This window comes from Martinezella rhizogenes (genome assembly GCF_000799715.1).
Lineage (GTDB): Bacteria > Pseudomonadota > Alphaproteobacteria > Rhizobiales > Rhizobiaceae > Rhizobium > Rhizobium rhizogenes_C.
On the sequence record NZ_JUHG01000011.1, the window covers coordinates 1,086,217 to 1,099,625 of the forward strand.

Genomic DNA, 13,409 nt, shown 5'->3' on the forward strand with positions numbered 1-13,409 from the left:
CTTCGCCCTGTTTCCCACCCAATTTCAACCTCGGCTTCGGCTGGGAGGCCTTTTGTTTGGGAAAGGAATTTTAATGTCTGTGCTTCGCACTATAACCACGGCGGGCCTCATCGCGCTGACACTCGGCAGCGCCGCCGCCGCAACGACCACCACTGCCGCCGCTTCCGAGCGCGGCGCAATCTTCGGCGGCCTCGCCGCCGGTCTTGTGGGCGGCGCCCTTGTGGCGGAGGCCACTCGTCCGGTCTACCCCGCCTATCCGGCCTACTACCGCACCTACCCGGCTTACTATGATGGTCCGGTCTATCAGCGGGTCTACGAGCGTCCATACCACGGCTGCTACTGGTCGTGGCGTCACGACCGCTGGGGCCAGCCGTTTCGTGTAGAGGTCTGCCGTTAGGAGCCACCTGCCCATCCATGAACCTGTTGACGCCGCCGGGCTTCCGGCGGCATTTTTATTGCGTCTGCGAACAAGCTTTCGGTCACACCCCTTGACTTTGGCGGCGAATAGGACCAAATGCGCATCAGCTTTCACCTTCCGGCCGCCGCGTGAGCGTGCCCTGCGGGACTTTATGTACGCAAGAGAAGGACAAAAGCGCTTTTGAAATGAGACCGCACCCAAGGCGGTCAGATGCGCTGGAAAGCTTTTTCCAACTTACAAGTTCCCACTTCACGCGGGGTTCTTGACGCCAGAGACAGACCGGATCGCATGGTGCGACCCGGCCTATTTGCTTTGGCGCCCCCGAAAGGTATTGAATTGACCGATTTTAACTCGCTTGGTCTCTCCAAGCAGATCGTCGATACGCTGTCGCAGAACAACTTCACGACGCCGACGCCGATTCAGGCGCAGGCGATCCCGCTTGTTCTCAATGGCCGCGATCTCATCGGCCTCGCTCAGACCGGCACCGGCAAAACCGCCGCCTTCGGCCTGCCAATCATCGAAATGCTGTTGAAGGATGCCAAGCGCCCCGACAACCGCACCGTCCGTACGCTTATCCTCGCCCCCACCCGCGAACTGGTCAACCAGATCGCCGACAACCTCAAGCTCTTCGTCCGCAAGACGGCGCTGAGGATCAATGTCGTCGTCGGTGGTGCTTCGATCAACAAGCAGCAGCTGCAGCTCGAGCGCGGCACCGACATTCTCGTTGCCACCCCCGGCCGCCTGCTTGACCTCATCAGCCGCCGCGCCCTGTCGCTCGGCCAGGTGAGCTACCTCGTCCTAGACGAGGCCGACCAGATGCTCGACCTCGGCTTCATCCACGACCTGCGCAAGATCTCCAAGATGGTCCCGGCCAAGCGCCAGACCATGCTGTTCTCGGCCACCATGCCGAAGACCATCGCCGATCTCGCTTCCGAATACCTGACCAACCCGGTCAAGGTCGAAGTCTCGCCTCCGGGCAAGGCGGCCGACAAGGTGGAACAGTATGTCCACTTCGTTTCCGGTCAGAACCACAAGACCGAAATCCTCAAGGAAAACATTTCCGCCAATCCTGATGGCCGCGCCATGGTCTTCCTGCGCACCAAGCACGGCGCCGAGAAGCTGATGAAGCATCTCGAACACGTCGGCTTTGCTGCCGCCTCCATCCACGGCAACAAGAGCCAGGGTCAGCGCGAACGTGCCCTCAAGGGCTTCCGTGACGGCGAAGTCCGCGTTCTCGTCGCCACCGACGTCGCCGCTCGCGGCATCGATATCCCTGGCGTTACGCATGTCTACAACTACGACCTGCCGGAAGTACCGGACGCCTACGTCCACCGCATCGGCCGTACCGCACGCGCCGGCCGCGACGGCATCGCCATCGCCTTCTGCGCCCCCGACGAAGCCCGCCTGCTGCGTGATATCGAGCGCCTGATGGGCATCGATATCGCCGTTGCCAGCGGCGAAGCTCCGGCCGACCGTGGCCGTCCGGCTCGCGGCAACAACAACCGCGCAGGCGGTCGTGGTGGTCAGGGCCAAGGCCAGGGTCGTGGCGGCGCAGGTCAGGGACGTGCCGAAGGCCGCCCCGCCCGTCCAGCTCGTCGGCCCCATCGTGAAGGTGAAGCCGGTGCCCAAAACGGCGAACGTCAGGAACGTCGTCCGCAGCGCGAAAACAATCGCAATGCCGACTTCCGCGGCCAGCGCCGCGACGAGCGCGCCCCGCGTCCGGAAGTAGACAACGATCTCGCATCGACGTCCGATTTCCGCCCGGCCAAGAAGCCGCAGCACAATGGTGCGGCAAACGAAGCCGGCGCCCATCGCGGTCCCCGCCACGCTCACGGCCGCCCCACGGGTCGCCATGAAGACCGTGGCCAGAACGCCCAGGGCGAACAGCGCAAGGACGGCAGCGGTCAGCGTCGCGGCCCCGGCAACGGCGGCCAGCGTCGCGAACGCGCTTGAACGAATCTTGATTGAATGAGGAAGGGGGCCGATTGGCCCCCTTTTTTATGGCTGTATGAAACCGTGGAGTTCCGGCATCGAACAGCCACGGCAACAATTTCGAAGCCGTAGAGATTTCTCGAAAATCTCATCCCGATCAGCCGGGAACATTTGAACGGTTATTCCGCCTAAATCCGGCTCTGCGCGGGTAGACTGCCGGTACATTCACAAAACTCCCAACATTGGGGCAGAGCATTGCGCACGACAGCATTGACACCGTCGATGTCGGCAAGCGACTGGGGGCAGCTCTTGCTTCTCGGCGGCCTTTGGGGCGGCTCCTTCTTTTTTGCCCGTATCGCGGTGGCCGAGATTCCGCCCCTGGCGCTGGTCCTCTACCGCGTAGCAATCGCCGCACTTGTCCTGCATCTGTGGCTGCGGTTGCGTGGCATTTCATTCGCACCCGCCTTGGCAAGACCGGGCTCATTCCTGTGTCTCGCCTTGCTCAACAACGTCATTCCGTTCTCGCTGATCTTCACCGGACAAACGAAAATCGGCGCAGGTCTCGCCTCCGTACTCTACTCGACGACGCCGCTCTGGACGATCCTGGCGGCAAACCTGCTGACGGCGGATGAGAAGTTGTCGACAACCAAGCTCGTCGGCGTCGGGCTCGGGATCGCCGGAGCGGCGATCATGATCGGCCCGGGCCTTCTATTCCAGGCCGACGGCCCGACATGGGCGAAGCTGGCGGTAATCGGGGCAGCGATTTCCTATGCCTTTGCCGTGGTCTATGCCAAACGCTTCAGGGAGATCACACCATCCGTCGTTGCAACTGGCCAGCTCACCGCTTCCACCATCCTGATGGCGCCGATTGTCTTCGTTCTCTACCGGCCCGAAAGCATCGTCACGTCGAACATTTCCATCTGGATGGCTGTCGGGGTTCTCGCAGTCTTCACGACGGCATTCGCCTTCATTCTCTATTTCAACATCATCGCCTCGGCGGGAGCGACGAACGCATCCCTCGTCACGCTGCTGGTTCCCGCCAGCGCAATCGTCCTGGGCGCAGCCTTTCTTGGCGAAAGGCTTGAGCTTTACGAATTCGCCGGATTGGCTTTGATCGTTTCCAGTCTGCTCATCATGGATGGCAGGCTTTTCCGCCGATGACGATGAAAACAGCCCTCGCCGGGTGCCCTATTCCGGCACCACATCCGCCGTGCGCCGATTGGTCAGATAAACGCCCGTCACCACCACCAGTGTGCCGATGATGATCGGCAGGGTCAGCGGCTCGCCGAAGGCAATCGCCGCTTCGATGGCGACGGCGGGCGGCATCAGGTAAATCAGCGATGCGGCGCGCGACACCTGCCCTCGCCGGATAAGATAGAGCAACAGACCGACCGCGCCCATCGACAGGCCGAAGACCGACCAGATGACGGCAAGGATCGCCTCATGCGTGCCGTCGAAATGTAGATCCTCGAACATCAATGCCAGCGGCACGGTGACAATCAGGGCGCCGACATATTGCAGCGTCGCGATCGTCCTGAGATCGCCAGTTTGCAGATGGCGCTTCTGATAGAGCGTGCCGTAGGTCACCGATACCATCGCCAACAGATTGACGCCGAGCGGGATCGCCGATTGCCAGAGATTGGCGGCATCGGACCCCAGGAGCTTCGGCGAGATCGCAATCGCGATGCCGATGAAGCCGAGCAGCAGGCCAAGACGCTGCACCGGCTGCAACCGCTCGCCGACCAGATAGGGCGCGGCCATCGCCGTCATCAGAGGCTGCAAGGCCGCGATGATGCCGGCGATCCCCGCAGGCACGCCCCTGGAGATCGCCCACCAGAGACAGCAGAGATAGATCCCGTGCAGAAAGACGCCCGAATAGATGGCGCGAAAGACGCTCGACCAATCGCGCGGCCATCTCGCGCCTGTAAACGCGCAAAACAGCACGAAAGCGAGCGCGGACAGGCTGTAGCGGATCACCAGAAAGGTGAACGGGCCCGAATGCATCGTCGCATATTTCGCGACGATCCAGCCCGTGGACCATAGGAAGACGAAGATGGCCGGCGCGAATTTATCGAGGGACATGGAAGCTCGGACTGACATTGATGTCGCACGCCGGAGCCGGCATCAGAATTGAAACCGGAACGTCACGCGCCCAGCGGGCACCCGCTGATAACCGAAGGCGATCCGGGCGTCAAAATCGATCCGCTGAACGCAATCATCAATTTTTCTTCACCTCGGCATCCGCGACTTGGCCTCAGCGGGATTTGGCGCGCCTCTGCGGACCCGGACGGCGGAATAAGCAAATGCTCAAATTTTGATCGCGGCTTAGAGGCAATCGTCGGCCACCTTCCCCCGTGACAATCAAAAATGCCCGGAAATCCGGCATTTTTGACAGCTTCGAAAATCGTGCACGCAAATGCGCATACTTCTTGCATTGTCAAAACTGTTGTACTCAAATGGAAAAAAATGGGGACCGCACCTTTGGCATTTGATGAAATGATTACCGCGGATGAAAGTCCGCGCACGCCTTACGAAAAATATTTCGAATGGTACTCCGGCCAGGACAGAGGCCATCTCATTGCCAAATCCCGCGACGCGGAAAACATCTTCCGAAAGACGGGCATCACTTTTGCGGTTTACGGACACGAGGACTCCTCCGAAAAGCTCATCCCCTTCGATATCATCCCGCGCATCATTTCCGGTCGTGAATGGCGCAAGCTCGCCCAGGGCATCGAACAGCGGGTTATCGCCCTCAACGCCTTCCTCCACGACATCTACCACAAGCAGGAAATCATCCGCGCCGGCCGCATCCCGCGCGAGCTGATCGAAAAGAACGACGCCTTCCTGCCGGAGATGATCGGCTTCCGCCCGCCCGGCGGCGTCTATACCCACATCGTCGGCACCGACATCGTGCGTACCGGCGAGGACGAGTTTTACGTGCTGGAGGACAATGCCCGCACACCTTCCGGCGTTAGCTACATGCTGGAAAACCGGGAAACCATGATGCAGATGTTCCCGGAGCTGTTCCACCAGAACAAGGTGCAGCGCGTCGAGGACTATCCGCTGCTGCTGCGCCAGAGCCTTGCCTCGCTCGCCCCGCCCGGCTGCACCGGCAAGCCACGCGTCGCGGTGCTGACGCCCGGCATCTACAATTCCGCCTATTACGAACATTCCTTCCTCGCCGACATGATGGGCGTGGAGCTGGTGGAAGGCTCGGACCTGCGCGTCATCGACGGCAAGGTGAAAATGCGCACCACGCGCGGCTATGAGGCGATCGACGTGCTCTACCGCCGCGTCGACGACGATTTCCTCGACCCCCTCACCTTCCGCTCAGATTCGGCGCTCGGCATTCCCGGCATCATGGACGTCTATCGCGCCGGCCACATCACCATCGCCAATGCCCCCGGCACCGGCATTTCCGACGACAAGGCGATCTATTCCTACATGCCGGAGATCGTCGAGTTCTATACCGGCCGCAAGCCGATCCTCGAGAACGTGCCGACCTGGCGCTGTTCCGAGCCGGACAGCCTGCAATACGTGCTGGACAACCTTGCCGACCTCGTCGTCAAGGAAGTGCATGGTTCCGGCGGCTACGGCATGCTTGTGGGACCAACCGCCTCGAAGAAGGAGCGGGCGGATTTTGCCGAGAAGCTGAAGAGCAGGCCGAACAATTACATCGCGCAGCCGACCCTTTCGCTGTCGACCGTGCCGATCCTCGTCAACAAGGGCATCGCGCCCCGCCATGTCGATCTACGCCCCTATGTCCTCGTCTCCGACAAGGTGCGGATCATTCCCGGCGGCCTGACGCGCGTGGCACTGAAGGAAGGCTCGCTGGTGGTCAATTCCAGCCAAGGCGGCGGCACCAAAGATACCTGGGTTCTGGAGGACTGAAACGGACATGCTTGGAAGAACCGCGAATGGCCTCTACTGGATGTTCCGTTACATCGAGCGCGCCGAAAACATAGCCCGCCTTGTCGATGCCGGCCAGCGCATGTCGCTGACGCGCAGCGGGGCGGTGGAAGACGATTGGGACGGCGTGCTGCAAAGCGCCGGCGTCCGTGAAGCCTATAACGAGGTGCACGGCAAGCTGACGGGCGCCGACGCGATCGACTATCTGATGCGTGATCGCTCCAATCCGTCGAGCGTGATGTCCTGCATTGAATATGGCCGCAACAATGCCCGCATGGTCCGCACGGCGCTGACCCGTGAGACTTGGGAGGCGACCAATGAGTGCTGGATCGAGCTGAAGACATTGCTCGGCAGGCGTCTGAAGACCGCCGAACTGCCGGAGACGATCGACGTCATCAAGCGCCGCGCCGGATTGATCCGCGGCGCCTTCCACGGCTCGATGCTGCGCAACGAGCTCTACAACTTCGCCCGCATCGGCACCTTCATCGAGCGCGCCGACAATACCGCCCGCATCCTGGACGTGAAATATTACGTCCTGCTGCCGTCGGTCTCGCATGTCGGCTCCTCGCTCGACAACGCGCAGTGGGAATCGATCCTTCGTTCGGTCTCCGCGCACCGCGCCTACAAATGGGCCTACGATCCTGAGTATAAGCCGGCCAATATCGCCGACTTCCTGATCCTCAACAGCCAGATGCCGCGTTCGCTTGCCTATTGCTACGACAAGATCGTCAGCAATATCAGCTACCTGGCACTGGAGTACAATAAGCGGCTGCCGGCGCACGATACCGCCGACGCCATCTGCGAGTTGCTGCAGAAGCTGACCATCAAGAACATCATGGATCAGGGCCTGCACGAATTCCTGGAGGATTTCGTTTCGCGCAATAATAAGCTCGGCGCGGAAATCTCCGACGGCTACCGGTTTTATCAGTAAGCGGATGACAATATGAGACTGACGATCAGCCACATCACGGAATACCGCTACGACGAACCCTCGCAGTTCTCGCTGCAACGGTTGCGGCTGACGCCGCTGACCGGCATCGGCCAGACGGTCCATGACTGGAAACTCATGGTGGAGGGCGCGCGTCCGGAGGTCGAATATGACGACCAGTTCGCCAACCGCGTCACGCTCGTCTCGCTCGACGGCGAGCAGGATGCGACCCGGATCGTCGCCACCGGCGAGATCGAAACACAGGATCTCAACGGTGTTCTCGGCCCGCATAGCGGCTTCGGCCCGCTCTGGCTCTTCCTGCGGGATACGCCGCGCACGAAAGCCGGCAAGCTGACGAAGGAGCTGCTGCGTGGCATTTCCGGCGACAATGAACTTGGCCGGATGCACGCGCTAATGAGCGCTATCCATCAGACGGTGGATTACAGGCCCGGCACCAGCGACACGGAAACAACGGCCGAGCAGGCGCTGGAAAAGAAGAGCGGCGTCTGCCAGGACCACGCCCATATCTTCATCGCCGCCGCCCGCGCGCTGAATATCCCGGCGCGCTACGTCTCCGGCTATCTGATGATGGAAGGCAAGAACGAGCAGGCCGCGACCCACGCCTGGGCCGAAGCGCATGTTCCCAGCCTCGGCTGGGTCGGCTTCGATCCGGCCAACGACGTCTGCCCCGACGAGCGCTACGTCCGCATCGCCACCGGCCTCTGCTACCGCGACGCCGCCCCCGTCTCCGGCATGCGTGTCGGTGGACCAGGCGAAAGCCTGACCGTCAAGGTGACGGTGGCGAGCCAGGGGCAGAGCCAAAGCCAGAGCTGATAGGGCAGATTCAACCTGCGGGGAAGCGTCGAGGCGACTCCCATGGCTTTCTGGATAGTGAGTGAGGATGTTCTGATTGAGATTGCAGCTGGAAGGTGATCCTATTCCTGCTAGCTGAGTCCTCGCCCTCCTTTCCATTTAGAGCCCGAGCGAGCCATGTCGATTTCAGATGCGATCTATCGTCCGTTCGAAAATTTGATCCGGCCACTCGATATCCCCTACCGGCCGTTGCCGTCGAAGGGGCCGGTCGCCGTTCTCCTGCACTTCATCTCTATGTTTCGCGGCGTGTTGATCGCGCTCGCGCTGTCGTCCATGGCGATGGAGGCCATCAACCTGACGACCATCTGGGGGCTTTCGGTCATTGTCGATGGCGTATCGCAGAAGGGCGCATCAGCCTTCTTGCACAGCGAATGGCCGCTCCTGGCTTTTCTCGGGCTCCTGATCTTTCCGGCCATGCCAATCGCCTCGTTCCTTCTAAACACACTCACCTCGCACACGCTCGGCATCGGCATGCCGGCCGCCATCCAGTGGCAGGGGCACAAGGCGGTGGAACGGCAGGATCTCGCCTTTTTCCATGATCTCTACGCCGGACAGGTCGCCTCGCGCCTGCAGCAGGTGTCATCCGCTGTCCAGCAGCAGATCATTGCCGCCTTTCAGTCCATTCCGCGCTTCCTACTGCAACTGATAGGCTCGGTATTCCTGCTGTCCAGCCTGTCATGGCAGCTCGCCTTGCCAGTCGTGGTCTGGATCGCACTCAATGTCGCCCTCACCGTCAAGATGGCGCCGATCTTTGCCGAGCGTTCGCGCCGCACCGCCAAGCAACGCAGCCTGGTGGCCGGCGCCATCACCGACCTCTACACCAATATGCAGATGATCAAGCAGTTCGCCGCCGAAGACAGCGAAGCCGGCGCCATCCGCCGCATCATCGGAAAGGCCATACAGACGCAGCACGGGGAACAGCGCATCTATCGCACCTCGGAACTGATTGTCGTGCTCCTCAACACGATGCTCTGGCTGGTGATGCTGTCGATCGGCTTTTCAGGCCTCGTCAACGGCTTCCTCACGGTCGGCGAGTTCGTCGGTGCCGTTTACATCCTCCAGCGGCTCTCCACGCAAATCTTCACCTTCCTGCAGATGGGCCAGCAGATCTTTCAGGCGATTGGGACCATCAAAGACGCAATGCCCGTGATGACGACGCCGCCCACCATCACGGATCAGCCTGACGCGGCGAGCCTCGCAGTCAACAGCGGCGAAATTCGTTTCCAGGACGTCCGCTTTGCATACAAGTCCGGGAAGCCTGTCATAGATAATCTGTCGCTGACGGTTCGGCCCGGCGAGAAAGTGGGGCTGGTTGGCCTCTCGGGAGCTGGCAAGACGACGCTGGTGAGCCTGCTGCTGCGCTTCTACGATATCAAGGACGGCGCGATCCTCATCGATGGACAGGACATCCGCGAGATCACGCAGGCAAGCCTTCGCCGCAACATTGGAGTCATCGCGCAGGACGTCGCGCTATTGCACCGTTCGGTAGGCGACAACATCCGTTACGGACGACCGGAGGCGACACAGGACGAGATCGAACAGGCCGCGAAGACGGCAAAAGCCGATGGCTTCATCGCCGATCTTGCGGACGGCGAAGGCCGCAAAGGCTATGACGCCTTCGTCGGCGACCGCGGCATCAAGCTTTCCGGTGGTCAGCGGCAGCGCGTAGCGATCGCCCGCGTTTTGCTGAAAGACGCGCCCATCCTCGTGCTCGACGAGGCGACCTCCGCCCTCGACAGCGAATCCGAGGCCGCCATCCAGGAAAAACTCAACCTGGTGATGGAGGGAAAGACGGTGATCGCCATCGCACATCGCCTTTCGACCATTGCCATGCTGGACCGGATAATCGTGATTGATCAGGGTCGTGTCCTGGAAGAAGGCAGGCCAGACGAACTGGTCGAACAGGATGGCCTGTTTGCCCGCCTGTGGAAACGCCAGACAGGCGGCTTTATCCCTGAAGAAATTGGTTAGTTATGCGCTTGCCATAGAACTATAAGTTGTGCGACCGCAACCACTCCACAAACAAAAAGGGGCGGAACTTGCGTCCCGCCCCTTTCCAATTCCAAATAGCAATCTCAGTGGCTGTCGCGATTGTTCGGGATTTCCGAGCCGCGCGCGCCAACCAGGAAGTCCAGGTCGGCGCCGGTATCGGCCTGCATGACGGTCTTGACGTAGAGGCCGCCGTAGCCACCGGCGAGCGGCTTGACCGGGGAAACCCAGGCAGCGCGGCGCTTCGCCATTTCCTCATCCGAGATCTCCAGCTGGATCGTGCGGGCCGGCACGTCGACCGAGATCATGTCGCCGTTCTGAACCAGCGCCAAAGGTCCGCCATCGGCGGCTTCAGGCGCGGTGTGCAGGATGACGGTGCCGTAGGCCGTGCCGGACATGCGTGCATCGGAGATGCGGATCATGTCAGTGATGCCCTTCTTCAGCACCTTCGGCGGCAAGCCCATGTTGCCGACTTCGGCCATGCCTGGATAACCCTTCGGGCCGCAGTATTTCAGCACCATGATGCAGTTCTCGTCGATGTCGAGATCGTCGCGGTTGATGCGGGCGTGGTAGTCCTCGATGCTTTCAAAGACGACGGCGCGGCCCTTGTGCTGCATCAGATGCGGCGAGGCGGCGGATGGTTTCAGCACGGCACCCTTCGGAGCCAGGTTACCGCGCAGAACCGCGATGCCACCCGACTGCGTCAGCGCCTTTTCGCGCGGAAGAATGACGTCGTCATTGTAGTTGACGACATCCTTGACGCCATCCCAGATGCTTTCGCCGGTGACGGTGATCGCATCCTTGTGCAGCAGGCCCATATCACCGACCGCCTTGATGACGACCGGCAGGCCGCCGGCATAGTAGAACTCTTCCATCAGATGCTTGCCGGAAGGCTGCAGGTTGACGATGGTCGGAACTTCGCGGCCGAGGCGATCCCAGTCGTCAAGCGAGAGATCGACACCGATGCGGCCGGCAAGTGCCAGAAGATGCAGCACGGCATTGGTCGAACCGCCGACGGCGCCATTGACGCGAATGGCGTTTTCGAAGGCTTCCTTGGTCAGAATGTCGGAAGGCTTCAGGTCTTCCTTGACCATGTCGACGATACGGCGACCGGAGAGCTGCGAGATGACGCGGCGACGGGCATCGACCGCAGGAATAGCGGCGTTGCCCGGCAGGGTCATGCCGAGCGCTTCGGCCATCGACGCCATGGTCGAGGCCGTACCCATGGTCATACAGCTACCGGCCGAGCGGGCCATGCCCTGCTCCGCGTCCATGAACTCTTCCAGCGACATCTCGCCGGACTTGACCATTTCGGAGAACTGCCAGACCGCCGTGCCGGAGCCGACATCCTTGCCGCGCCACTTACCGTTGAGCATCGGGCCGCCGGACACCAGAATGACCGGGATATCGACCGAGGCAGCACCCATCAAAAGGCTCGGCGTGGTCTTGTCGCAGCCGCCGAGCAGCACGACGCCATCGACCGGATTGCCGCGGATCGCCTCTTCGACGTCCATGGCCGCCAGGTTGCGGAACATCATCGCAGTCGGGCGCAGCGTGCTTTCGCCGACCGAGAACACCGGGAATTCGACCGGGAAACCACCGGCTTCATAAACACCGCGCTTCACGCGCTCGGCAAGGTCGCGCAGATGCGCGTTGCAGGGCGTCAGCTCCGACCAGGTGTTACAGATGCCGATGATCGGACGGCCGTCGAAGGTGTCGGCCGGCAGGCCCTGGTTCTTCATCCACGAGCGGTGCATGATCGCGTTCTTGCCGGTCCCGCCGAACCAGTCATAAGAACGCAGTTGGCGCGGCCATTCAGCTTTCTTCTTCATAATCTCACTACCTTTTGCGTCGTCCGGGCCGCCTCGTACGAACCCGGACCTTGAAATCGATGGTCAGGCCAGCGTGTAAGCCGTCTTGACCGTGGTGAAGAACTCGGCGGCATATTTGCCCTGCTCGCGCGAACCGAAGGACGAGCCCTTGCGGCCGCCGAACGGCACATGGAAATCGACGCCCGCCGTCGGCAGGTTGACCATCACCATGCCGGCTTCGGCGTTGCGCTTGAAATGCGTCGCATGCTTCAGGCTGGTGGTGGCGATGCCGGAAGACAGGCCGAACGGCGTGTCGTTGGCGACAGCAAGCGCCTCTTCATAGTTCTTTACCCGGATGACCGAGGCGACCGGCCCGAAGATCTCTTCGCGGCTGATGCGCATCTGGTTCGTGGCTTCGGTGAACAGCGTCGGCTGCAAGTAGAAGCCGGGCGTCTCGCGGCTGATCAGTTCGCCGCCGAAAGCGAGCTTGGCGCCTTCCTGCTTACCGATCTCGATATAGTCCGTATCAGTCTTCAACTGCTTGGCGTCGACGACCGGACCGATATGGGTACCGGCCTTGGTGGCGTTATCGACGTTCAGCGTCTTCAGCTTCTCCGTGAGCGCAGCCACAAACTTGTCGTGGATGCCTTCGGTAACGATCAGGCGCGACGACGCGGTGCAACGCTGACCGGTCGAGAAGAAGGCGGAGTTGGCGGCCGCCTCGACGGCAACCGTCAGATCCGCATCGTCAAGAACAACCATCGGGTTCTTGCCGCCCATTTCCAGCTGATACTTGCGGCCATGCTCGACGGAGGACAGCGCCACGCGTTTGCCGGTGCCGACCGAACCGGTGAAGGTGATGCCGGACAGGACCGGGCTGTCGAGCATCGCCTGGCCGACGACCGAGCCCTTGCCCATGACGAGATTCAGCACGCCCTTCGGCAGGCCTGCGCGGTGAAGGATATCGACGATCGCCCAGGAGCAGCCGGGGACGAGATCGGCGGGCTTGAAGACGATGGTGTTGCCATAGCAAAGCGCCGGAGCGATCTTCCAGGCCGGGATGGCGATCGGGAAGTTCCAGGGCGTGATGATGCCGATGACGCCGAGCGGCTCGCGGGTGATCTCGACGCCGATGTTCGGGCGCACGGAGGGCAGCACTTCGCCTGCAAGGCGCAGGGCCTCGCCGGCAAAGAAATCGAAGATCTGCGCGGCGCGGATGGTCTCGCCGATCGCCTCGGGCAGCGTCTTGCCCTCTTCGCGGGCAAGCAGCGCGCCGAGTTCGTCCTTACGGGCAAGGATCTCGTCGCTGGTCTTCTTCAGGATCGAATGACGCTCGAGAATGCCGGAGCGCGACCATGCCGGAAACGCGGCCTTGGCGGCGGCGATGGCATCGGCAACGTCCTGAACGCTGGCGCTGGCGTAGAGGCCGACAACCTCGTTGGTGTCAGACGGATTGATGTTTTCGGCGCCGGTCGTACCGGTCCATTCGCCGGCGATCAGATTCTGATGAATGGTCATGGCTTCATGCCTTCCTGTATCTTCGTGGACA

At 61.4% G+C, this 13,409-nt stretch carries 10 protein-coding genes; 7 read left to right on the top strand and 3 right to left on the bottom strand.

Translation table 11 applies throughout. The features are described 5' to 3' along the window. Positions 1-73 precede the first annotated feature (73 nt). The 3 genes from EX00_RS09165 (at position 74) to EX00_RS09175 (ending at position 3,511) form a co-directional block, all read left to right on the top strand. A complete protein-coding gene (locus EX00_RS09165; RefSeq protein ID WP_047456522.1) occupies positions 74-397 on the top strand; it encodes a hypothetical protein in 324 nt (107 codons plus the stop codon). Between the two features lie 309 nt (positions 398-706). Continuing rightward, positions 707-2,371 (top strand): DEAD/DEAH box helicase, encoded by a 1,665-nt coding sequence (locus EX00_RS09170; protein WP_080761221.1) that lies wholly within the window; start codon positions 707-709, stop codon positions 2,369-2,371. Between the two features lie 261 nt (positions 2,372-2,632). After that, complete coding sequence (locus EX00_RS09175; protein WP_047456525.1) at positions 2,633-3,511, top strand: DMT family transporter; 879 nt, start codon at positions 2,633-2,635, stop codon at positions 3,509-3,511. Positions 3,512-3,538: 27 nt separating this feature from the next. Here the strand turns inward: EX00_RS09175 and EX00_RS09180 are convergent, their stop codons facing one another. Further along, the gene (locus EX00_RS09180) at positions 3,539-4,432 is read right to left on the bottom strand and encodes a DMT family transporter (protein WP_047456527.1); all 894 of its coding nucleotides are present in this window, start codon (positions 4,430-4,432) and stop codon (positions 3,539-3,541) included. A 399-nt stretch (positions 4,433-4,831) separates the two neighbouring features. Here EX00_RS09180 and EX00_RS09185 point away from each other — a divergent pair, with 399 nt between their 5' ends. The 4 genes from EX00_RS09185 (at position 4,832) to EX00_RS09200 (ending at position 10,031) form a co-directional block, all read left to right on the top strand. Beyond that, on the top strand, positions 4,832-6,241 hold the full coding sequence (locus EX00_RS09185; protein WP_047457636.1) for a circularly permuted type 2 ATP-grasp protein: 1,410 nt from the start codon (positions 4,832-4,834) through the stop codon (positions 6,239-6,241). A 7-nt stretch (positions 6,242-6,248) separates the two neighbouring features. Next, positions 6,249-7,190 carry an alpha-E domain-containing protein gene (locus tag EX00_RS09190; protein ID WP_047456529.1) on the top strand — a complete coding sequence of 314 codons (942 nt, stop codon included), beginning with the start codon at positions 6,249-6,251 and terminating at the stop codon, positions 7,188-7,190. A gap of 12 nt (positions 7,191-7,202) precedes the next feature. Next, positions 7,203-8,021 (top strand): transglutaminase family protein, encoded by an 819-nt coding sequence (locus EX00_RS09195; RefSeq protein WP_047456531.1) that lies wholly within the window; start codon positions 7,203-7,205, stop codon positions 8,019-8,021. A gap of 156 nt (positions 8,022-8,177) precedes the next feature. Next, the gene (locus EX00_RS09200; protein WP_047456533.1) at positions 8,178-10,031 is read left to right on the top strand and encodes an ABC transporter ATP-binding protein; all 1,854 of its coding nucleotides are present in this window, start codon (positions 8,178-8,180) and stop codon (positions 10,029-10,031) included. Between the two features lie 104 nt (positions 10,032-10,135). Here EX00_RS09200 and araD read toward each other — a convergent pair whose 3' ends face one another. Both araD and EX00_RS09210 read right to left on the bottom strand, forming a co-directional pair. Further along, positions 10,136-11,881 (bottom strand): L-arabinonate dehydratase, encoded by a 1,746-nt coding sequence (gene araD / locus EX00_RS09205; RefSeq protein WP_047456536.1) that lies wholly within the window; start codon positions 11,879-11,881, stop codon positions 10,136-10,138. 63 nt (positions 11,882-11,944) lie between these two features. Then, positions 11,945-13,378 carry an aldehyde dehydrogenase family protein gene (locus tag EX00_RS09210; RefSeq protein ID WP_047456538.1) on the bottom strand — a complete coding sequence of 478 codons (1,434 nt, stop codon included), beginning with the start codon at positions 13,376-13,378 and terminating at the stop codon, positions 11,945-11,947. Positions 13,379-13,409: the final 31 nt, after the last annotated feature.